This window comes from Collinsella aerofaciens ATCC 25986, from assembly GCF_010509075.1.
Classification (GTDB): Bacteria; Actinomycetota; Coriobacteriia; order Coriobacteriales; family Coriobacteriaceae; genus Collinsella; species Collinsella aerofaciens.
In genome coordinates this window covers 19,033-41,497 of the sequence record NZ_CP048433.1, presented here as the reverse complement: position 1 = coordinate 41,497, position 22,465 = coordinate 19,033, and the positions used below count along the sequence as shown (strand labels likewise).

Here is a 22,465-nt window from a genome sequence, read left to right as displayed (position 1 = left end):
TCTCTCTCCTATCGCTATGCGGCTCTCAAGGTACGCGGGTGCGACCCCGGGGACCGGGTGCTGCGGGGAATCATCCGTGGCGGGACATCTACCGGACGGGCTCCTGCCCTCTATTCGAGTTAAAGTTTGTCTCTCTAAGAACGTATCTCCCTAGAAAGGAGGTGATCCAGCCGCACCTTCCGGTACGGCTACCTTGTTACGACTTCACCCCCCTCACCCTCCACACCTTCGGCGCCTCCCCCCTCTCGGTTGGGCCGGCGACTTCGGGTGCAGACGACTCGGGTGGTGTGACGGGCGGTGTGTACAAGGCCCGGGAACGCATTCACCGCGGCATGCTGATCCGCGATTACTAGCAACTCCGACTTCATGGGGGCGGGTTGCAGCCCCCAATCCGAACTGGGGCCGGCTTTCCGGGATCCGCTCCCCCTCGCGGGGTGGCATCCCTCTGTACCGGCCATTGTAGCACGTGTGCAGCCCAGGGCATAAGGGGCATGATGACTTGACGTCGTCCCCGCCCTCCTCCGCCTTGACGGCGGCGGTCCCGCGTGGGTTCCCGGCATCACCCGATGGCAACACGCGGCGGGGGTTGCGCTCGTTGCGGGACTTAACCCAACATCTCACGACACGAGCTGACGACAGCCATGCACCACCTGTATGGGCTCCTCTCGGCCACGGGGTCTCCCCCGCTTCACCCATATGTCAAGCCCTGGTAAGGTTCTTCGCGTTGCTTCGAATTAAGCCACATGCTCCGCTGCTTGTGCGGGCCCCCGTCAATTCCTTTGAGTTTTAGCCTTGCGGCCGTACTCCCCAGGCGGGACGCTTAATGCGTTGGCTGCGGCACGGGGGGATCGTCCCCCCACACCTAGCGTCCATCGTTTACGGCTGGGACTACCAGGGTATCTAATCCTGTTCGCTCCCCCAGCTTTCGCGCCTCAGCGTCGGTCTCGGCCCAGAGGGCCGCCTTCGCCACCGGTGTTCCACCCGATATCTGCGCATTCCACCGCTACACCGGGTGTTCCACCCTCCCCTACCGGACCCAAGCCGCGGAGGTTCCGGGGGCTTCGGGGGGTTGAGCCCCCCGCTTCGACCCCCGGCCTGCCGGGCCGCCTACGCGCGCTTTACGCCCAATGAATCCGGATAACGCTCGCCCCCTACGTATTACCGCGGCTGCTGGCACGTAGTTAGCCGGGGCTTCTTCTGCAGGTACAGTCTTGACTCTTCCCTGCTGAAAGCGGTTTACGACCCGAAGGCCTCCGTCCCGCACGCGGCGTCGCTGCGTCAGGGTTCCCCCCATTGCGCAAGATTCCCCACTGCTGCCTCCCGTAGGAGTCTGGGCCGTGTCTCAGTCCCAATCTGGCCGGTCGGTCTCTCAACCCGGCTACCCGTTGTCGGCACGGTGGGCCGTCACCCCGCCGTCTACCTGATGGGCCGCGGAGCCATCCCCTCCCGTCGGGGCTTTAGCCGGGGCGCCATGCGGCACCCCGGGGTATCCGGTATTACCCGTCCTTTCGGGCGGCTATCCCGGGGGAGGGGGCAGGTTCTCCACGTGTTACTCAGCCGTTCGCCACTCGCTTCCCTCCGGAGAGGGGTGCCGTTCGACTTGCATGTGTTAGGCGCGCCGCCAGCGTTCATCCTGAGCCAGGATCGAACTCTCCGTCCAAAATGTATGGGCTTCGAGCCCGTCCGGTCCTCACAACTATTAGCTGATCGGTTCCGTTCGATTCATATGGTTCTAGTATAGGAAAAGGAATTTCTCGGGGCCGCCTCTCGGCGGCCTTGCGAAAAACAAATCCAAGTTAGACCATTTCAAATGGTTCGATGTCTGCCCGGATGCGACACATCTGATGTGTCCATCCTCGCAGTATCCGGTTCTCAAGGTGCACGCTTTGCGGCTCATCCGGTCCGACCGGGCCGCGCGGCAAGGAGATATATTGCCAGACCGCGAAGCCCTGTGGGACGTCAATTCCACTCTTCACAAGTCCTACACAACATATTGCTTTCTATAGGTAATAGAAAGACTGGTGCGGATCTTCCGCACGTATCAGATGATGACCCTTTGGTTCAGGAATATATAGAGATCGGTCACCTGTAAGTGTTTATCTACCCGCGCTTTTAGCAATGTAAACCAGCGCTTTCGATAAAAAAGGGGAGCGCCGCGCACAACGCGACACTCCCCTAGCGATTCAAGAGAATCTATTAGGCCTCGAGAGCCTTCTTGGCAATGGTAGCCAGCTCGTTGAAGGACTCGATGTCCTCGTAAGCCATCTGAGCCAGGACCTTGCGGTCGAGCTCGATGCCGGCAACCTTCAGGCCGTGCATGAACTGAGAGTAAGAGATGTCGTTCAGACGAGCAGCAGCGTTGATACGAGTGATCCAGAGAGAACGGATCTCGCGCTTCTTGTTGCGGCGATCACGATACTGATACTGCAGGGAGTGCTGGACCTGCTCTTTAGCATGCTTGTAAGTACGCGAAGCGGCACCGTAGTAACCCTTCGCACGGTGCATAACGGTACGGCGCTTCTTCTTGGCGGCAACAGCGCGCTTAATACGTGCCATGTTCTATCAACTCCTAGACGGTAAAACGAAAAAACGAACTTAGGCGAGACGCGACTTGATGACCTTGCGGTCGGCAGCGGCGATCTCGGTCTCCTGACGGAAGCCACGCTTACGCTTGGTGGACTTCTTGCTCAGGATGTGGCTCTTGAAAGCCTTGGCGCGCATAAGCTTGCCGGTACCAGTCTTGCGGAAACGCTTCTTGGTGCCGCTGTGGGACTTCATCTTAGGCATGAAATACTCCTTAATCGGTTACAGAACACTAGTTACTTGGTATCGCTTGCCGCTTTATCCTCATCGAAGGCGCCCTTAATCGGGGCGAGCAGCATAAGCATGTTACGGCCTTCCATCTTAGGCTTGGACTCGACCGTAGCGTAAGGCTTGAGATCCTCGGCGAGACGCTCGAGAACGTTAAGGCCCTGCTCCGGGTGAGCCATCTCACGGCCGCGGAACATGATGGTGATCTTAACGCGCGCGCCCTTCTTGAGGAAACGCAGAACGTGGCCCTTCTTGGTCTCGTAGTCGCCAACGTCGATCTTGGGTCGGAACTTCATTTCCTTGACCTCGACCTTGGACTGGTTCTTACGAGCAGCCTTGGCCTTCATGGCCTGCTGGTACTTGAACTTACCGTAGTCCATGACCTTGCAGACCGGCGGCTCCGCGTTGGGAGCGATCTCGACCAGGTCGAGACCCTGATCGTCGGCGACGCGCTGGGCATCGCGGATGGCGAACAGGCCGAGCTGAGAGCCATCGACGCCAATCAAACGGCACGAAGATGCAGTGATCTCGTCGTTGATGCGGGTGTCATCAGACTTAGCTATTTTCCCTACCTCCATTCATAAAAAAATAACCCGGCGCTTCTCAGCAACCAGGTCGTACACATAGACTTCCTCGATTTGAGGAAGGTAATCTAAGTTGTATGACCAGTCAGCTGCTCATTGGCGCCAAAAGGTGAGAACCCTCGGGTTCCTCTTTAGGGCATTGCGGAAACAACGCCTTGCGAATAATAACACGTACAGCGCGTTATCACATTACGTACACGAAAAAGGGGGCCGCAACCCCCTTGAAGCGCAGGTGCATGTATGGTGCCCGAGGCGAGACTCGAAGGGACTTCGCTTCGCGAAGCCCCGGGCTTCGGGCGCATGGCGCCCTCGCCACGCTCCGCTACAAACAGGCCACAGGCCTGTTTGCTTAACGCTCCGCGCGCTCACGCGAGTTCGGCACGAAAAAGGGGGCCTTGACCCCCTTGAACGCTCACTTGCATGTATGGTGCCCGAGGCGAGACTCGAACTCGCACGTTGTTGCCAACGGTGGATTTTGAGTCCACTGCGTCTGCCAATTCCGCCACTCGGGCACGCAATGCGTGAGTTAGTTTATCACAGCTTTCTACCGATTAGTCCGAAAATGGAACTTCGAGCATTTCGATGAGTTCGACCGTGCGTAGCATCTCGCGCTGACGGCATCCGCGACCGTCGACCGAAGCCTCACCCATCTGGTTATCGTAAGGGTCCTCGCGCATGCCGTCGAAAGAGGGCTCAAACTCTGCCTGGAATCGATTGTTGGCCACCATACGCCATGGGTCGAGATTGCCAAAGTAGTGACGGCGGCGCCACTCCTCCCCCATCCTGTGAGCAGAAGATCCAAATGACACGTCGGCGTTGAGCCAACCGGTCTGCGGCGTATAGAACTCTGCCCAGTCGTGCGACCCCACCGAATCGGGCGCAACGTACAGGCCGCTCTGCCAACGGGCAGGCACGCCCGCGATACGGCACATGGTGATAAACGTGAGCGCCATAACGCCGCAATCGCCGCGGAGCGAATGCGCGCAGTCATCGGCAATAGATCCCAAAAGCAAGTACGGCGGCTGATAGCGATAGTCGATATGCTGCGTCAGATAATCATAGATAGCACGAGCGCGATCGAGCGGATCCTCGAGTCCGTCAACAACACCGGCCGTCAGCTGCTGCAGATACGGCGTGAATGCAATGTGCGGACGGTCCTCGGAAATATCCTCGGGCAGAGGCGCGTCCATACGCGGATGAACCGGAAGTGTGCCACCGTAGACATCACAATAAGCAGCATCGATGTGATAACGATAAGTCACCGAGAATGAGCGCTCACTCGAAGAAGACCACGAGGCGGTACGCGCCGAAGCGTTCGCGGGAGCAACAGCACCCTCCGGCGTCATGTCGAGAATCTCGACCCGAGACTGCTGACGGCAGGCAGCCGCGACGGGAAGCCAAGCGCAAACGGTCTCCCCCTCCAGAGCGCCGGGGACAGACACGGACGCTTTAAGCGTAATGACGCGAGCCAATCCGTTTTGTGACTCCATCTCCTTGAGCATCTCGTCGCGCAGTGCTATTCCGTCCGTAGAATCGGGACGCATGCCGGGGACCTCTTTGGGATATACGCGAAGCGAATCGAGGAAGTTGTCGAGAACGAACAGCTCGCCATCGATAAAGCGCCAGTCAATACGCTTACGGTCAATCAGATCGTCAAACTGCTCCTCGGTAAACTCAGGCCACTCCTCGCGAATCATCGCAATAGCTCGATCGCGCGACACCGAAAAATGAAGCGGCGTCTCAAGCATGCGATACCGCTCGGCACGAACGCAGGCAGCAAGCGAGGGATCGGGATCTTGGGCAAGTAGGCGGTCGCAAGCCTCAATAGCCTGCGAAAGATACCCCGCGTCCTTTAAACGCAGAATCTCGGGTGGCAAGCCAACATCTAGAAAACGGAAGTCATCATTGCAAACATCAACAGAGCAACCAACAGGACCCTCGTCAATAACCTTCCCATCCGAAGGCAGCACATTAATAACAGCCATACCAAACTCCAAGTCATTAGAACTCTTGAAGTCCATTGTAGCGAGATAAAAAGAAAGCCCCAATAAAGGAACCCTCAACACCGATAAACGGTACCTATAAAAAATGAATTCAGCCCAGTAACCCTGTGGCGAGTTAACGAAGGAGGCCCCGTTCACCCGAAGCTTTTCCCATTGCGCGACTTCTGGCAAAGCCAGGTGAGCGCAAGGGAAAAGCGTAGGGTGAACGGGGCCTCCGACGGGAAAGTTAAACCGCTACTTACGCCTTGTTGACGGAGCCAAACTCCTCCATGAGCTCCTTGGTGCGGGCAACGATGTTGTCGCGACCAGGCTTGAGGAGCTTGCGGGGGTCAAAGCCCTTGCCCTGCTGATCCTTGCCAGCCTCGATATACTCGCGAACGCCCTTGGCGAAGACGAGCTGCAGATCGGTGTTAACGTTGATCTTGGAGATACCCAAGGAGATGGCCTTCTTGATCTGATCCTCGGGGATGCCGGTACCACCGTGCAGAACGAGGGGCAGGTCGCCGGTCTGAGCCTTGATCTCGCCCAGACGCTCGAAGGAAAGGCCAGCCCAGTCGGCGGGATACACGCCGTGGATGTTGCCGATACCGCAGGCGAGGAAGTCGACGCCCAGGTCAGCAATCTGCTTGCACTCAGCGGGGTCAGCGAGCTCGCCGTTGGAGGTCACGCCGTCCTCGGTGCCGCCGATGCCGCCGACCTCGGCCTCGATGGACATGCCCTTGGAGTGGGCAAGCTCAACGAGTTCCTTGGTGCGGTCGAGGTTAAGCTGGAAGGTCTCCTCGTGAGAGCCGTCATACATGATGGACGTGAAGCCGGCCTCGATGCACTTGAAGCAGTCCTCGTAAGAACCGTGATCGAGGTGAAGGGCGACGGGGACGGTAACGCCCGTGGCCTCGACGGCAGCCTTGACCATGTCGGCGCAGACCTTGAAACCGCCCATCCACTTAGCGGCACCAGCGGTGCACTGAAGGATCAGCGGAGACTTGGCCTCCTCGGCGGCCTGGAGAATAGCCAGGGTCCACTCGAGGTTGTTGGTGTTGAAGGCACCGAGAGCGTACTTGCCGGCCTCGGCCTTCTTGAGCATGTCTGCTGCGTTGACGAGCATAAAAGAAACCTCCTGTAAGGTTGCTCCGATAACGCCTGAGATTTTACCACGACATACCCGAGCATAAACGTTCGTTTGTTCACGAATACCATCCGATTGGACAAATTTTGACCGTTTGCCCCACAGAATCGACCCACTGGGGAAAATAGCTTGACGATTGAGCGGTCTTCGTGGTTCGAAAGACGGCTTCGAGCCTACATCTGCATAAACGGATTCTGCATAAGTTCGCGCGCCATCGTGGTCGAATCGCCATGGCCCGTCAAGCAAACGGTATCGGGCGGAAGCGTCTTGGCAAGTTTGGAGAGCGAGCACATAATCGCCGCCTCGTCACCGCCGGAAAGATCGGTACGACCGTGGCTGCCCGGGAAAAGCGTGTCGCCCACAAAGGCGATGTTCCCCTGCTCGGTCGCGGCGAACAGGACGATGCCGCCCGGCGTATGCCCCGGCGTCTCGATCACCTGCAGGCAGATATCGCCCAATTCAATCGTATCGCCCTCGGCAAGCAGCCGCGTCGGCTCGCCCGGATCGGGCGTCTCAATACCCCACATGGCGCGCTGCTCCTCGATATTTGCGCGAGGCACCGTCACGTCCTTAGCGCACAACTCATATAGTGCGCTGTCGCCAACGACAGCTCGAACCCCGGCGACCCCGCCAACATGGTCGGCATGACCGTGCGTGCAGACAGAGCCGAGTACGCGAACCTCGGGATGCGCGGTGCGGATATGCTCCACAAGACGCTCGCCCTCCCACGCCGGATCGACGATTAAGCACTCGTCATTCGAAATCACGACGTAACTGTTGGTCTGAATCGGGCCGTTGACGAGTGCCTCAATCGAAGCTGCACCTCGGGGTGTCAGGTCCAAAGTCATATCGCCCATGCGCATACCCTCCTTCTAAAATACGTTCGAGGCACCAAACGATGCCTCGAACGTAACCAATATCTATGATGCTGAGAGGCTCTCGCACCTACACACGGCGCTTGAGCTGAGCTCCGCCTTCGCCGGGCATAAGACGGCGAGCGTCGTAGACCGAATCGACACTGCTGATGGAAGCCAGCAGCGGATCCAGACCGCTCGCGTCCGAGATCTCGACCATAAAGCGCAGGGTTGCAATACCCTCGCGGTTGGTCGACGTGGCGGCAGAAAGGATATTGCCGCCCGCATCGCCAATGGCAATGGTGACATCCTTGAGCAGGCCCATGCGGTCCAGGCACTCGACCACGATCTCGACCTGGAAGAGGGTGTCGGCAGCGCCGTCCCACTCCACATCGATCATGCGCTCGGGATGTTCCATAAGACCCTTGACGTTAGGGCAGTTGGCGCGATGCACCGAAACGCCGCGACCGCGCGTGATGAAGCCGACGATGTCGTCGCCCGTCACGGGGTTGCAGCAATGAGCCAGACGGACCAGCAGGCCGCTGTTGCTCTCGCCCTTGACGATAATGCCGTTACTGGCGCTCTTGCCGCGCTTTTGCGGCTTGCGGTTGGAGCCGCGAGCGGGCTGCTTCACGACCTCGGCGATAGCCTCGGCCTTGGTGAGCTGTTCCTCGGGCTTGGGGTCCAAGATTTGCTCGACCTTATTGCCCACAGCGCGCGGGGCAACCTTGCCGGCGCCGACGGCGGCAAACAGGTCCTCGAGCTGCTTGAAGTTAAACTGCTCCGCCACGGCGTTGAGTGCACGCGTCGAACGCGGCGTAGAAATGCCATAGCCACGCTTACGCAGGTCCTTGGCCAGCATATCGCGACCGGCGGCAGCGTCGTCGTCCTTGGTCGCAGCGGCAAAATAGCGGCGGATCTTTGACTTGGCGGAAGGTGTCTTAACGATCTTGAGCCAATCGCGCGACGGCTTGGAACTCTTGTTAGTCAGGATTTCGACGCGGTCGCCCGTCTTGATCTCGTGCGTGAGCGGAGCCACCGCACCGTTGATTTTGGCGCCGACGCAGTGGTTTCCCACCTCGGTGTGAACGGCATAGGCAAAGTCGAGCGGCGTGGAGCCGGCACGAAGCGCCATGACCTCGCCTTTGGGCGTGAAGACAAAGATCTCCTGATCGAACAGATCGACCTTCAGCGAGTGCAGGTATTCCTTGGCATCGGTGATCTCGTCGGAAGCCGCCCAATCGAGCGAATGCTTGAGCCAGTTGATCTGGTCGTCCAAACGTTGAGCGTCATTGGTCTTGGAAGCAGACGATCCGCCCGACTTCTTATATAGCCAGTGGGCGGCAATGCCGTACTCGGCCTGCTCATGCATCTCGTAGGTTCGAATCTGAATCTCGAGCGGACGAGCCGTAGGGCCGATGACCGTCGTGTGGAGCGACTGGTAGTTATTGACCTTGGGCATGGCGATATAGTCTTTAAAGCGACCGGGCATGGGGTGCCACAGCGTATGCACCGCGCCGAGCGTGGAGTAGCAATCGCGCACCGAATGCGTGATGACACGCAGTGCCACCAGGTCGTAGATCTCGGAGAATTCCTTGCCCTTGCGCTTCATCTTTTGGTAGATGGACCAATAGTGCTTGGAACGGCCGTTAATCTGGAAGTCCTCCAGGCCAATGCGGTTGAGTTCGTCGGTGAGTGTCTTGATGGTCTCGGCCAGATAGCGCTCACGGACCTCGCGCGACTCCGCCACCATGCGCGCGATGCGCTGGTAGGCGTCGGGTTCAAGGTAGAAGAAGGACAGGTCCTCGAGCTCCCATTTAATGGAGCTCATGCCCAGACGGTCGGCCAGGGGCGCATACACGTCCATGGTCTCGCGAGCCTTAAACAGGCGACGATCCTCGCGCAGGGCTGCCAGCGTTCGCATGTTGTGCAGACGGTCGGCAAGTTTAACGATGATGACGCGGATGTCCTTGGACATGGCGAGGAACATCTTGCGCAGCGTGAGGGCCTGCTTCTCGTCCATGCTGTCGACTTCGATGTTGGTGAGCTTGGTCACGCCATCGACGAGCTCGGCCACCGTATCGCCAAACAGGCCGGAAACATCGGCAAGCGAGGTCTCTGTATCCTCAACGGTATCGTGCAGCAGCGCGGCGCACACCACATCGCAGTCCATCTTGAGATCGGCCAAAATGATGGCAACCTCGACGGGATGGTTAATGTACATCTCGCCCGAGCGGCGCTTTTGGTTGCAGTGCTTCTCGGCGGCAAAGCAGTAGGCCTGCTCCACCTTGGAGAAGTCGTCCTCATTCATATATTTGAGGCACAGGCGCTCCAGCTTGTCGTAGCTGTCCGCCACAATCTCGGGCGGCAGCTCATCGGCATGCTTATAGTGCTCCATCTCCGAAAACGGCTGGAGGGTGGAATCATGGGCGGTACGGGCTGCGGCATCCATCGAGGTCCCCTTCCCCTAGGCCCGCGGTACGATCGGGCGGTTAACTTTGGCTAGCATATCAGAAGCGCACGAATCGAGCGCCCAGCTCCGGAAAGCCGAAAACTCCATGCGCGAGCGCAAGCCCTCCAAATAGCGAATTGACCTACTCAATTGCACGCGGCCGGGGTTTTCGGCCATCGCGATGCGACGGGTGTCGTCAAACCCCGAAACTCGACAAAAACCAAGCTCTTCGAAGATTCCCAGGCCGCTTTCCACCGAACGCTCGTCGACCGGCGTGCGAGCATCGATGGCAAGGCACATCTGTGCGATGTCGATATCGCTCGCGCTAAAGGAATCGTCCCCGGTTTTGCCGCGGTTGGAGCGCCACATGGTCTGCAGCGCGCGATAGAGCGTGACGAGCTCGTCGCGCTCGGGCGCATAGCAGTCGAGTAGGCGCTCGTTAATGCGGGCGTCGCGCGACGAATAGAGCAGATGGATCACGGCGGGCTGGCCATCGCGACCGGCACGGCCGCTCATCTGGTTAAACTCAATGCCGCCAAACGGCATGTGATAGAGCACGACATGGCGGATATCGGGCAGGTTGACGCCCTCGCCAAAGGCAGATGTCGAGACGATGCAGCTGAGGCTGCCGTCTCGGAATGCTTCCTCCACGCGACGGCGATCGGAACGCGCAAGCCCCGCGTTATAGAACGCGATATGGGTTGCGCAATCGGGCACACGCTTGCGCAACGTCTTGGCGAGCGCCACGGACTGGTCGCGCGAATTGACGTAAATGACGGTCTTCTCCCCCGTCGCCACGATCGACACCAAACGGTTCTCGCGGCTCGCAAGGTCGCGGTCGTCCTCGAGCTGCAGGTTCTCGCGCACCGTCTCGTCGACCACCGTGCGAGTGATCGGCAACATGCGGGCAAGCTCGGCCACGACCGGAGCCGTCGCGGTGGCCGTCGCAGCCATAACGACCGGGTCGCCCAGGGCTTTGAGGATATCGGGCATGTCAAGATAGGCGCTGCGGTCGCCGCCCTTGGCAAGGCCGGCGTGGTGCGCCTCATCGATAACGACAAAGCCGATGCGGCCCGAACGCGCGAAGCGGTCACGGTGGATAGACAGGAACTCGGGCGTCGTGAGCACGATACCGGTGCGGCCCGAAGCTAGGCCGGCGAACACGTCATCGCGTGCGGCCTCCACGGTTTCGCCGGTCAGCACGCCAACGCCAATGCCGAGCGCGGCCATCGTCGACGAGAGGTGATAGGCCTGGTCGGCAACAAGCGCACGCAGCGGATAGACAAAGATGCTCGCACGTCCGCGAAGCACCGCCTCACGCGCGGCATGCACATGGAAGATGAGCGACTTGCCGCGGCCCGTTCCCATAACCGCCAAAACGCTCTGGTGATCGGCCAAGGCGTCGAGCGCCTCAACCTGCGCGCGGTGCGGCTGGTTCGAGCCGATAAAGCTATGGATAAGCGAGCGCGTGAGCTCGGTATAGGAAAGCTGGGCGAGCGTCTCGCGCTTGCGCGACTCCAAGCGCAGGCCGGAATCCGCCGGCTGCACGCCACGACGAAGCTCGCATGCCGGATCGTCGACGCTGGGCAGCGTGGTATCGCGGACCAGAACATCCTTGACCATGAGCTTGGGCTTCACACGACCCTGCCAATGCTCGGCAACGGCCTCGAACACCAAGTCGACAGCGCTATCGCAGTTGATGAGCTTATCGATTTGCGGCACGCGGAACATAATAGCCGGCACACTCGCGGCGCCATCGGTCGCCACAAAGCGCATGTGCTCGCCGGTCTTACCCACCACGGCGCGATCACACATCGTCACGCCCTCGGCGGCCAGCAGCGGCACCTTATTACCCTGGCCAAACGGCTCAAGGCGGGAAATCTGCTCGATGGTCTCGATATTCAATTCGGAAAGGTCGACCGTGGCGGCAACCTCGTCGGTGTCCTCAAAGTCCTCGGCGGGAAGCTCGGACAACACGACGGAAAGGCGACGGCGGAACTCATCGAGCTTGGATGCCTCGATGGTCACACCCACCGCACCGGCATGTCCGCCGCGACGAATCATCAGGTCGGAACAGCGTTCGATGGCGTCAAACAGGTTAACTTTGCCCACCGAGCGACCAGAGCCGCGCGCGATACCGTCCTCGATCGAGAACAGCAGCGCCGGCACGTGGTAGCGGTTGGTCAGACGGCTTGCCACGATGCCCTTGACGCCCTCGTGCCAACCTTCGCCGCCCACGACGATCGCGCGTCCGCCGTCATAGGTCTCCTCGACCTTTGCCATGGCATCGCGCGTGAGCTCCGCCTCGATCTCACGGCGCTGGCGGTTGATTTCCTCGAGCTCAGCCGCCAGTGCGCTTGCTTCGATGGGATCGCGGGCAAGCAGCAGGTCGAGCGCCAGCTTGGGATCAGCCATGCGACCGGCAGCGTTTAAGCGGGGAATGAGCGAGAATGACAGGCCATCCGCCGTAATGCTCGAAAGGTCCGCCTTGGCGAGCGCGGCAAGCGCGATATAGCCCGGGCGAGCGGTTACGCGCATCTGCTGGATGCCCTCGGCAACCAGCGCGCGATTCTCGGGCGTGAGCGGCATCATGTCGGACACGGTGCCCAGCGCCGCGACCTCGATTAGCGAACGCCAATACGACGGCTTGCCCAGACGTTCGCCCAGGACTTGCACCAACTTGAGTGCCACGCCGGCACCGGCAAGCTCACGCGAAGGACCATCGTCATCGAGCTTAGGGTCGGTCAGGGGTACGCCCTGCGGCACCTGATCGGAGGGCTCGTGATGGTCCGTGACCACCAAATCGATCCCCAGGCTCTTCAGATAGGAAACCTCTTCCTTGGCGGCAATGCCGTTATCGACGGTCACGATCAGCTGGGGGCGAGCGAGCTCGTTAACGCGGTCGAGCGCCGCGCGCGAAAGACCGTAGCCCTCGTCAAAGCGACGCGGAATAAACGGCGTGACATCGGCGCCAAACGTGCGCAGCGCCTCGGTCAACAGACAGGTCGACGTAATACCGTCAACGTCAAAATCGCCAAAGACTGCAATGTGCTCGTGGTTGCGAATAGCACGCTCGACGCGGTCGGCAACGACTGACATGCCCGGGATAATGAGTGGGTCGGCCCAGTCGCGATCGAGCGAAGGCGTCAAAAACAATTGGCCCTCTTTGATGGAGCCAATGCCGTGCGCGACCATAATGCGCGCCACCAGCCCGGGAATGCCCAGACCAGCCGAAAGCTCCTTTTCGAGCTCGGGGTTTTGCTGAGCGACCGCCCAGCGATGCGTCGTCTTAAGCGATGACATAGGCACCCACCCCTGATAGGGGCAGGTCGCCGCGATACCTCTCACGGTTCATAGCGATGAGTCCTCTGTGTATGCCCGCTTCGGCAGGCAGATCTGTTGAACGGATTTATTATACCGTGCAGCGCGGACGCAAAACGCCGCGGTGCGCCGCGGTTTCGGCAAACGATGGCGGTAATGCCCTCGAAATAATCGAGCGTTTCAGCCGCACGGACACATACGAGCGTCTAGCATATCCATACAAACAAGTTCGCGGATAAAGGGAGTCACGGGGCATATGAAGCAATGGGCTGGACTGGGAAAGTTCCTCGCGGGGCATATGCAGATCATCGTTCCGATTTGCGTGGCGCTCGGCGTGCTCTTTCCCCAGCAGATCGGCGTACTCAAGCCCATTGTTCCCGCCCTCTTCGCCTTTATGACGTTTCAGGGCGCGCTCAGCAACACCTTTCACCAGGTAGCCGAGGTGTTCCACCGTCCGCTGCACCTGATTCTGGCGTTGCTGGTCTCGGCAGTGCTTATTCCCATCGCGGCGTATGCCATGGGGTCACTCTTCTTTGGCTCCAACCCCAACCTTGTCTGCGGCATCGTGCTCGAGTACAGCGTGCCCGTGGCCGTCACCGCTTTTATGTGGATCAGCATGTTCGGCGGCAACGGCCCGCTCGCGCTCACCATCATCCTGACGTCCTCGGTTATCTCCCCTGTGACGATTCCGCTCACGCTTAAGCTCTTGCTGGGTGCCACCGTCTCGATCGATGTGCCGAGCATGATGCAAGACATGGCCTTTATGATCGCCATCCCCGCCGTGCTCGGCATCGTGATCAACGAGCTCACGCGTGGATGGGGACACGAGAAGCTCTCCCCCGCGCTCTCGCCCGCCTGCAAATTCATGATGATGGGCGTTATCGCCTCCAACTCCACCGCCATGAGCGAGTACGTGCTGCACATGAACGCGGTGCGCCTGGAAGTCGCCCTCTTTATTTTGACCTTCGCCATCAGCGGCTTTGTCGTCGGTTTTCTGGTCGCCCGTGCGCTGCATCTGCCATATAGCGAGACGACTACCATGTGCTTTACCTGCGGCATGCGTAACATCTCTTCGGGCGCCGTCATCGCCACGCAATACTTTCCGGGCGAAGTCGTGTTTCCCGTCATGTGTGGAACGTTGTTTCAGCAGGTACTCGCCTCGTTTATCGGGCACTTCTTTGAGCGTCTGACCGGCGAGGAGCGCGCCGCCCAGCGCAAGCGGGTCGAGGCCGGCCGCGACGCCATGGGACGCTAGACTGTCCGCATTACGCGGGTGTTAGTCTTACTATACGAGCGTTTCCAGATGCGCACGCAGGCGCTCAGCATCGACATCGAGCGTGGTCTCAGCATTGACCTGGGCCAAACGATAGCCGACAAAGTAGGGCGAAACCACCCAACGCGGCAGCGCCTTGGCAATGGTCCGACCGCCCAGGTGATAGAAGAACAGGTTGTACGACTCTGCGCGACCACCGTGGTGCTCGTTCAGGATATAGCGCAGAGCTACCTGGATCGCATCGGCGAAGAGATCCGCCTCGGCTTGGTCTCTCGTGTCATCGCTGGCGGCGATTCCCTGCGGGGCTGAAACATTGACCTCAAAGAACCCCATAATCGGTTCGGTTGAGATGTTGACCGAGATTCTCTCCTGTTGCCAGACATTTATGCCTTCGAAATTGGCGGAAGTCAGCGAAGCATAACCGTTTTCCTGCTCCAAACCCACAATCTGCATGTGCGGATGAACGAGACTACCGCCCGAGAGCGGACCCTTGTTCTTGTACATGAGAACGCTGCGATACTGTCGGGAGTCAATCATCCGCTGCCAGCAATCCAGAGCAAACCGCATAACATGATGCAGCTCGTCCGGCGCATAGGTCACCAGGTCGGCGTCGTGGTCGGACGACTCAATCAATACGGTCTGGCGAGTGGCCCGCAAGGTCTTAAACTTATTCTCGAGCCAGATGCAGTCACCGTCGCGCCGGATGATATTGGCGAGTTCCTCGGTATCGCAAAAGGGGCACGCGGTGCCGGGGCGGCGGTTGTCGTCGGGCTTACCGCTCGCCTGCCGAACGTCAAATACCAGCGCCACGGGTTATACCTCCAGCGGCACGATCTTGGTGCCATGGAGCTCGGAGACGCCCAGTGCCGCCGCCACGGTATCGCGGTTGGCCGTAGAAATGCCACCGCCGGGAAGGATGGTCAGGCGGTCGCCCGCATACTCGATAAGACGCGACAGGTGCTCCAGGTTGTCCTCGATCGGCGTTCCGGCAGCGCCACCATGCGTCAGGATGCGCGTGATACCGCAGTCGGCGAGTGTGTCGACGGCATCGAGCTGAGCCTCGGGCGAGAGCTGGTCGAAGGCCATGTGGAAGGTAATATCGATGGGCCCGCGCTTGCACTCCTCGGTCGCGCAGCCCGCGGCCATCACGAGGGCACCAAGCGTAAGCTCGTCGAGCGCCCATCCGCCAGCGCAGGGCTTGCAGCAGCCAAAGACCAAGCCGTCAACGCCGGCGCTCACGGCAAGGCCCAGGTCCATCTCCATCATGCGCAGCTCGTCCTGGTTGTAATGAAAGTCACCGCCACGCGGGCGAATCATGCACATCACTCGCGCGTCATGCTCGTGAGCATAGCCGACCGTAGCGCTGATAACGCCAGCCGAGGGCGTGGTACCACCGACGGCAAGGTTGTCGCACAGCTCGACGCGCCTTGCACCGGCATCGATAGCCGCCGGCACCCGCTCAAAGTTCTCGGCACAAAACTCGTACAGCATAGATAGACCCCCAAAGACAGCAGATGTTTTCCGACGGGCATTGTCACACATCCCCATGAAGTTGCGGTGGAATAGGGACTCTTTTGGCCTCTGGAGCCCGTATTCAGTCCCTATTTCACCGCAACTAAAAAGGGGCGCTGACTGAGATAGTCAGCGCCCCTTTTGTTAGGTGGGTTAGCCTCCGAGGTAGGCTTTGCGGACGTTATCGTCGTGCAGGAGCTCTTGGCCGGTACCGGTCATGGTGATCTTGCCGGTCTCGAGCACGTAGCCGCGCGTGGCGATGGAAAGCGCCATCTGCGCGTTTTGCTCGACCAGGAGCACCGTGGTTCCGGCCTTATGCAGATCCTCGACGATCTGGAAGATCTGCTCAATCAGAATCGGTGCCAAGCCCATAGAGGGCTCATCAAGCATGAGCAGCTTAGGGTTACTCATAAGAGCGCGACCCATAACGAGCATCTGCTGCTCGCCGCCCGAAAGGGTACCGGCGACCTGGCGACGACGTTCCTTCAGGCGCGGGAACTGCTCGTAGACGCGCTCCAGGCCCGGAGCCACCGTGGACTTGGGCTGTGTATAGGCACCCATCTCCAGGTTCTCCTCGACCGTCATCTGCAAAAAGGCGCGACGACCCTCGGGAACCTGAGCCAGGCCCTTACCAACCAGCTTATCAGCGGGCGTATGGGTAATGTCCTCGCCCATAAACTTGATGGAGCCGGTCTTGGAGCGCAGCAGGCCCGAGACGGTCTTGAGCGTTGTGGACTTGCCGGCACCGTTGGCACCAATCAAGGCCACGATCTCGCCCTCGTTAACGTTAAAGGAGATGTCCTTGATGGCGTGGATGGCGCCGTACCAGACGTTGATGTTGTAGACGGAAAGCATCGGCTCTGCCATTTAGTTCTCCCCCTTATCCTGCTTACCCAGATACGCCTCGATAACGGCATCGTTATTCTGGATTTCCTCAGCCGTGCCCTTGGCGATAACCTTACCAAAGTTAAGCACGCAGATGCCCTCGCAGATGTTCATGACGAGCGACATATCATGCTCGATAAGCATGATGGCGATGCCGAAGGTGTCGCGGATCTTGACGATGTTCGCCATGAGCTCTGCGGTCTCGGACGGGTTCATGCCGGCGGCAGGCTCGTCGAGCAGCAGCAGCTTGGGGTTGGTGGCAAGCGCGCGGACGATTTCCAGACGACGCTGAGCGCCGTAAGGAAGCGAGCCGGCCTGTTCATTTGCCAGGTGCTCCATGTCAAAAATGGACAGCAGCTCCATGGCGCGCTCGTGGGCGGCCTTCTCGTGCTTCCAATACGTCGGCAGGCGCAGCACGCCCTCAAAACCGGAGTAGCGCTCCTGGTTGTGCAGGCCGACCTTAACGTTGTCCTCCACCGTCATGGTGTTGAACAGGCGGATGTTCTGGAACGTACGGGCAATACCCATGCGGTTGACCTGGTAGACCGACTTGCCCGAAGTGTCCTCACCGTCGAGCAGGATGGTGCCGTGCGTAGGCTGGTACACCTTGGTGAGCAGGTTGAAGACCGTGGTCTTGCCGGCACCGTTGGGGCCGATGAGACCGGCGATCTCGGTCTTGCCGATGGTTAGGCTAAAGTCGTCTACCGCCTTAAGGCCGCCGAATTCAATGCCCAGGTGGATGCACTCGAGCGCCGGGCGCTGGCCCAAGTCGCGGTCGGGAACGATGGCGCCAGAAGGATACGGGACCATCTTGCCCTTGTTGAACTCAAACTTACTGGGCATCGGCTGCCACCTCCTTCTTGGAAGCAAAGCGGTCCTTAATGCGTGCGAAGAACGCCTTGAGCTGTGGGTTGTTAGTAAAGACCATGACCAGAATCAACACGATGGCGTAGATGAGCATGCGGTAGTCCGAGAACTGACGGAGCAGCTCGGGGAGCACCGTGAGCAGCGCCGCGGCGATAACGGAGCCGCGCATGTTGCCCAGGCCGCCCAGGACCACGAACACCAGAATGAGGATGGACGTATTGAAGTCGAACTTAGTGGCGGAAAGCTGCGAGAAGTTACCGCCGAACAGGGCTCCGGCAGCACCGGCGAGGGCAGCGGAAACCACGAAGGCAATCATGCGGTACTGGGTGACGGAGATGCCCACAGACTCGGCAGCGATCTTGTTGTCGCGCACGGCAATAATGGCACGACCGGTACGGCTGCGAACCAGGTTGAGCACAATCACGAGCGCGACCATAACCAGGATTGCGCCGGCAAGGAAGGTCGAATAGGTCGACACGCCCGATGCGCCCTGCGCGCCCTTGATGATGGCGGTGCCGTCCTCGAGCAGGTGCAGGTCGTCGATCGTAGAGTTACCCGTGATGTTAAAGATCACATGCAGGCCGCGGGAATCGACGCCCACAATGAGGCAGGTGACGACCTCTTTGATGATCTCGCCAAAAGCCAGGGTCACAATGGCCAGATAGTCGCCGCTCAGGCGCAGGACCGGGATACCGATCAAGAAGCCCAAGATGGCAGCGGCGATAGCGCCGACCACAATGCTGATGATCAGACGCATCGGATCGGACGGAACGGTGCTCTCCAGCGCGACGGCAGTGACGATGCCCGTATAGGCACCGACGCTCATAAAGCCCGCGTGGCCCAGCGACAAGTCGCCCGCGATGCCGACGACGAGGTTAAGGGAGATGGCCATGACGATATAGGCCGTGATGGGAACCAGCTGACCGGCGATCATGCGCGGGATCATGTGGTTGGACTGCATAAAGAACACGATGGCGAACGCCACAACGCACATGGCGTACGTGACAAAGTCGTGACGCGTCTGCTTGTCTTTAAGAAACTTCATAACGCTCACCTACACCTTCTCGGGGACGTACTTGCCCAAGAGGCCGGCAGGCTTGACGAGCAGGACGATGATCAAAACACCAAAGACGATGGAGTTGGCAAGGCTCGTGGAAATGTAAGCCTGCGCCATCGCCTCGATGATGCCGATGAGAATACCACCGACAAAGGCACCGGGGATGGAACCGATGCCGCCGAAAACGGCAGCGTCGAAGGCCTTGATGCCAGGCATGGCGCCCGTGGTGGGCTGCAACACCGGCGAGTAGGAGCACAGGAGCACGCCGGCGATGGCAGCGAGGGCGGAGCCGATGGCGAACGTCATCGAGATGGTGCGGTTGACGTTGATGCCCATGAGCTGAGCGGCGGCCTTGTCCTCGGACACAGCGCGCATGGCCTTGCCCATCTTGGTCTTACCTGTAAAGAACATCAGGCCGGCCATGATAACCAGGCAGGCGACGATGGTGACGAGCGAGACGGCGCTTACGTTAAACTTGGCCAAGAACTCCGGCACCGGGAAGGTGACGAGCGAAGTGAAGTTCTTGGGCGTGGCGCCCCACAGAAGCTGCGCGGCGTTCTGCAGGAAGTAAGACACGCCGATGGCCGTGATCAGAACGGCCAGCGGGCCTGCTTGGCGCAGCGGCTTATAGGCCAGACCCTCAATGAGAACACCGAGAACCGTGCAGACCACACAAGAGAGAACTACAGATGCCCAGCCTGGGAGGCCGAGATACGACGTGGCGCAGAACGAGACATAGGCACCGACCATGATGACGTCGCCGTGAGCGAAGTTGAGCATCTTGGCGATACCGTAGACCATGGTGTAGCCCAACGCGATGATGGCGTAGACGCTGCCCATGGACAGGCCGTTGACCAGGTATTGGATAAAGACCGTCATGTTCCACATCCCCCTTTCGAATAGGTTTCCAGTTAATGTATGAAACAGGGACGTTACACTGTCCCTAGATACCAAGCAAGCAGGGAAGGCCAAAACCTCCCCTGCTTGGGATCAAAACCGCTCTATGTAAGGCGGCCAATTAGGCCTGTACGTACTTGCCGTCGGTGATGACGTACGCCGTGGGCTCCTTCTGGACCTGGCCCTTATCGTTCCAGGTGAGCTTGCCGGTCAGACCGTCAACGGTAATCTTGAGCATAGCCTTGGACAGCTTCTCGGCGACCTCGGTCGGATCGGCGTCGACACCAAGACCGGCCTCCTTGACGGCCTCGGCCACCGCGTGCACGCCGTCGTAGGCGTCGGCGGCAAACTGGTCGGGGGTATCGCCGTACTTATCCTTGTAAGCGTTAACGAAGTCGGCGTTCTTCTCGTCGTCGGCGGAGAACGGGGTCATGAGCAGCAGACCCTCGGCAAGAGAGGTATCGAAGCCCTCAACGCCCAGGATGCCGTCCATGCCGTCGCAGCCCATCATCTTGACGTCGTAGCCCATGTCCTTGGCGTTCTTGAGCAGGACGGACGCCGGCGTGTAGTAGATCGGCGCAAAGATCATGGTGGCGCCGGCCTGCTTGGCCTTGGTCAGCTGATTGGTAAAGCTCGTGGCGGAGTCGTCCTTAAAGGTCTCCTCGTCAACAATCTCGAGCTTGGACTCAGCGGCCTGGGCCTTAAAGGAATCTGCGATGCCCGAAGAATAGGCGTCGCCGGAGTTATAGAACAGCACGAACTTTTCGTCCGCATACTTCTGCGCCAGGAACTTGGCAGCGTTGACACCCTGGTTGGGGTCGGTGAAGCAAACCTGGAAGACGCAATCCTTGCCGTCGGTGACGTCCTCGGAGGACGCGGACGGGGTGATCATGAACGTCTTGGGGTCGTTACCGCACTCGGCGGCAACGGCAACCGACGCACCCGTGGTGGTCGGGCCGACGAGGGCCTGCATGCCCCAGTCGAGCAGGGTGTTGAAGGCGTTGACGGCCTTCTCGCCGTCGGCCTGGTCATCCTCGGCCTTGCTGGCAAGCGGCAGCTCCTTGGTCGAGAAATCCTTGCAGCCAAGCTCGACACCCTGGGTAACGGACTTGCCGTAGGACGCGTTGGCGCCGGTCAGCGGGCCGATGGTACCGATCTTAAACGAAGCGTCGCTCGAAGCGGAACCGCTGTCGCCGCCGTTGGAGGAGCAGCCAGCTAGAATGGACATCGCCCCCAGACCTGCTGCGCTCGCGATAACGCTCCTGCGATTCATAACAGGGTTCAATGACTTACCGGTGAGGCTCGACATGCGGCTCTCCTCTCAAATCTCGTCGGGTTTCGGTTACCCGACAGGCCATCCTTCGCCGTGTTCGGCGTTCGCAAAATAGTAGACGCTTTAGTTGAGAAAAGTGGCGATTATTTCAACTTTTCTTTTGTTTTGCCCATTTATCCATAATTCTGCGTATTCCTGTAGGTTTATGCAGTTTAGCCACTTTATTGTGTGAAAGTAATGTTTCCGTTCTGTTACAGGCGTCCTTGCCTTGCGTAAAACGGCCCCACCGGTCTCGTTATATGCACTTAGGCGGCGATGTACTTGCCGTCCTGAATCACATAGGCCGTAGCGGGCTTTTCGACTTGGCCCTCGTCGTTCCACGTCAGCTCGCCCGTCAGGCCCTCGATCTTGATCTTGCGCATGGCCTTGGCAAGGTCGCCGGCAATGTCGGCACCGTCGGCCGAAATGTCAATCCCCGCCCTATCGATAGCCTCGGCGATGGCGTGGACGCAATCGTAAGCGTCGGCGGCAAACTGGTTGGGCGTCTCGTCGTAGGCATCCTTATAGGCCTTGACGAAGTCGGCATTCTTCTCGTCGTCGGCAGAAAATGGGGTCATGAGCAGTACCCCCTCGGCAAGAGAGGTATCGAAGCCTTCCACAGAGAGCAGGCCGTCCATGCCATCGGTACCCATGAGGGTCATGTCGTAGCCCATGTCCTTGGCGTTCTTGAGCAAAACGGACGCCGGCGTGTAGTAGATCGGCGCAAAGATGAGCGTGGCGCCGGCCTCCTTGGCTTTGGTGAGCTGGTTGGTAAAGCTCGTGGAAGAGTCGTCCTTAAAGGTCTCGGTATCGACGATGTCGAGCTTGGAGGCCTTGGCCTGCTCGGCAAAAGCGTCGGCAACGCCCGAGCTATACGTATCGCCGGAGTTGTAGAACAGGGCGATCTTGGCATCCGCGTACTTCTCGGCCAAGAACTTTGCGGCGCTGGCGCCCATGGTGGGATCGGTGAAGCAAACCTGGAAAACCGTGGTCTTGTCCTTGGTGACGTCGAGAGACGAGGCCGAGGGCGTGACCATGAGCATATCGTCGGCAATCTCGCCCGAGACGGCGACGGCGGCACCAGTCGTGACGGGACCGACGAGCGCCTGCATGCCCCAGTCGCACAGGGCATTGAAGGCGTTGATGGCCTTCTCGCCGTCAGCGACGTCATCCTCGGACTTAAGCGAGAGCTTGAGGTCCTTGGTCGAGAAATCCTTGGCGGCGAGCTTGGCACCCTTCTCGGCCGAAACGCCATAGGTTGCCGCGGCGCCGGTCAGAGGGCCGATGACACCGATCTTGAAGGTCTTGCCGTCATCGGCGGAGCCGCCGTCCGAGCCACCCGACGAGCAACCAGCGAGTGCGACGGCACTGCCGAGCGCCGCGGCACCGGCGAGAAAGTTCCTACGGCTGAGCGTGCTGTTGATGTTGAACATGGTGTCCCCCTTTTTTTCGCTGGCCGCAGCGCGGCCGTCTTGCGGTACGGAGCAAACCTTATGGCGCAAACGTTGACA

17 protein-coding genes, 1 tRNA gene and 1 rRNA gene are annotated in these 22,465 nt (G+C 59.6%); 1 reads left to right on the top strand and 18 read right to left on the bottom strand.

Annotated features, from left to right (window positions below):
- Nucleotides 1-154 precede the first annotated feature (154 nt).
- The 10 genes from GXM19_RS00175 to recJ form a co-directional block, all read right to left on the bottom strand.
- Nucleotides 155-1,660 (bottom strand): 16S ribosomal RNA (locus GXM19_RS00175).
- A gap of 536 nt (nucleotides 1,661-2,196) precedes the next feature.
- Nucleotides 2,197-2,556: a 50S ribosomal protein L20 gene (gene rplT / locus GXM19_RS00170; protein ID WP_006234421.1), complete on the bottom strand. Its 360-nt coding sequence runs from the start codon at nucleotides 2,554-2,556 to the stop codon at nucleotides 2,197-2,199.
- Nucleotides 2,557-2,595: 39 nt separating this feature from the next.
- A complete protein-coding gene (gene rpmI / locus GXM19_RS00165) occupies nucleotides 2,596-2,787 on the bottom strand; it encodes a 50S ribosomal protein L35 (RefSeq protein ID WP_006234422.1) in 192 nt (63 codons plus the stop codon).
- Between the two features lie 32 nt (nucleotides 2,788-2,819).
- Entirely contained in the window at nucleotides 2,820-3,389 is a 570-nt protein-coding gene (gene infC / locus GXM19_RS00160; protein ID WP_006234423.1) for a translation initiation factor IF-3, read from the bottom strand.
- Between the two features lie 431 nt (nucleotides 3,390-3,820).
- Nucleotides 3,821-3,907 (bottom strand) — tRNA-Leu (locus tag GXM19_RS00155).
- Between the two features lie 39 nt (nucleotides 3,908-3,946).
- On the bottom strand, nucleotides 3,947-5,380 hold the full coding sequence (locus GXM19_RS00150; RefSeq protein ID WP_115596179.1) for a transglutaminase-like domain-containing protein: 1,434 nt from the start codon (nucleotides 5,378-5,380) through the stop codon (nucleotides 3,947-3,949).
- A 256-nt stretch (nucleotides 5,381-5,636) separates the two neighbouring features.
- Nucleotides 5,637-6,503 carry a class II fructose-1,6-bisphosphate aldolase gene (gene fba, locus GXM19_RS00145; protein WP_006234429.1) on the bottom strand — a complete coding sequence of 289 codons (867 nt, stop codon included), beginning with the start codon at nucleotides 6,501-6,503 and terminating at the stop codon, nucleotides 5,637-5,639.
- A 194-nt stretch (nucleotides 6,504-6,697) separates the two neighbouring features.
- Nucleotides 6,698-7,381 carry an MBL fold metallo-hydrolase gene (locus tag GXM19_RS00140; RefSeq protein WP_040358829.1) on the bottom strand — a complete coding sequence of 228 codons (684 nt, stop codon included), beginning with the start codon at nucleotides 7,379-7,381 and terminating at the stop codon, nucleotides 6,698-6,700.
- Between the two features lie 88 nt (nucleotides 7,382-7,469).
- A complete protein-coding gene (locus tag GXM19_RS00135) occupies nucleotides 7,470-9,830 on the bottom strand; it encodes a RelA/SpoT family protein (RefSeq protein WP_115596178.1) in 2,361 nt (786 codons plus the stop codon).
- 15 nt (nucleotides 9,831-9,845) lie between these two features.
- Nucleotides 9,846-13,133: a single-stranded-DNA-specific exonuclease RecJ gene (gene recJ / locus GXM19_RS00130; protein ID WP_006234433.1), complete on the bottom strand. Its 3,288-nt coding sequence runs from the start codon at nucleotides 13,131-13,133 to the stop codon at nucleotides 9,846-9,848.
- A gap of 274 nt (nucleotides 13,134-13,407) precedes the next feature.
- Between recJ and GXM19_RS00125 the strand changes: the two genes are divergently transcribed.
- Entirely contained in the window at nucleotides 13,408-14,406 is a 999-nt protein-coding gene (locus GXM19_RS00125) for a bile acid:sodium symporter family protein (protein WP_006234434.1), read from the top strand.
- A gap of 30 nt (nucleotides 14,407-14,436) precedes the next feature.
- On the opposite strand, the gene GXM19_RS00120 is transcribed toward GXM19_RS00125, so the two are convergent.
- The 8 genes from GXM19_RS00120 to GXM19_RS00085 all read right to left on the bottom strand — a co-directional run bounded on the left by GXM19_RS00120 (nucleotide 14,437) and on the right by GXM19_RS00085 (nucleotide 22,387).
- Nucleotides 14,437-15,234: a DUF4931 domain-containing protein gene (locus GXM19_RS00120; protein WP_040358645.1), complete on the bottom strand. Its 798-nt coding sequence runs from the start codon at nucleotides 15,232-15,234 to the stop codon at nucleotides 14,437-14,439.
- 3 nt (nucleotides 15,235-15,237) lie between these two features.
- Nucleotides 15,238-15,915 carry a copper homeostasis protein CutC gene (locus GXM19_RS00115; protein WP_006234437.1) on the bottom strand — a complete coding sequence of 226 codons (678 nt, stop codon included), beginning with the start codon at nucleotides 15,913-15,915 and terminating at the stop codon, nucleotides 15,238-15,240.
- A 174-nt stretch (nucleotides 15,916-16,089) separates the two neighbouring features.
- Nucleotides 16,090-16,803: an ABC transporter ATP-binding protein gene (locus GXM19_RS00110; protein ID WP_006234438.1), complete on the bottom strand. Its 714-nt coding sequence runs from the start codon at nucleotides 16,801-16,803 to the stop codon at nucleotides 16,090-16,092.
- Nucleotides 16,804-17,664 (bottom strand): ABC transporter ATP-binding protein, encoded by an 861-nt coding sequence (locus GXM19_RS00105; protein WP_006234439.1) that lies wholly within the window; start codon nucleotides 17,662-17,664, stop codon nucleotides 16,804-16,806.
- Complete coding sequence (locus GXM19_RS00100) at nucleotides 17,654-18,733, bottom strand: branched-chain amino acid ABC transporter permease (protein ID WP_006234440.1); 1,080 nt, start codon at nucleotides 18,731-18,733, stop codon at nucleotides 17,654-17,656. Before GXM19_RS00100 ends, GXM19_RS00105 begins: the two co-directional genes overlap by 11 nt.
- Before the next feature lie 9 nt (nucleotides 18,734-18,742).
- Nucleotides 18,743-19,624, bottom strand: coding sequence for a branched-chain amino acid ABC transporter permease (locus GXM19_RS00095; protein WP_040358647.1), 882 nt, complete (start codon nucleotides 19,622-19,624; stop codon nucleotides 18,743-18,745).
- Nucleotides 19,625-19,763: 139 nt separating this feature from the next.
- A complete protein-coding gene (locus GXM19_RS00090) occupies nucleotides 19,764-20,951 on the bottom strand; it encodes an ABC transporter substrate-binding protein (RefSeq protein WP_006234442.1) in 1,188 nt (395 codons plus the stop codon).
- A 269-nt stretch (nucleotides 20,952-21,220) separates the two neighbouring features.
- On the bottom strand, nucleotides 21,221-22,387 hold the full coding sequence (locus GXM19_RS00085) for an ABC transporter substrate-binding protein (RefSeq protein ID WP_006234443.1): 1,167 nt from the start codon (nucleotides 22,385-22,387) through the stop codon (nucleotides 21,221-21,223).
- Nucleotides 22,388-22,465 lie beyond the last annotated feature (78 nt).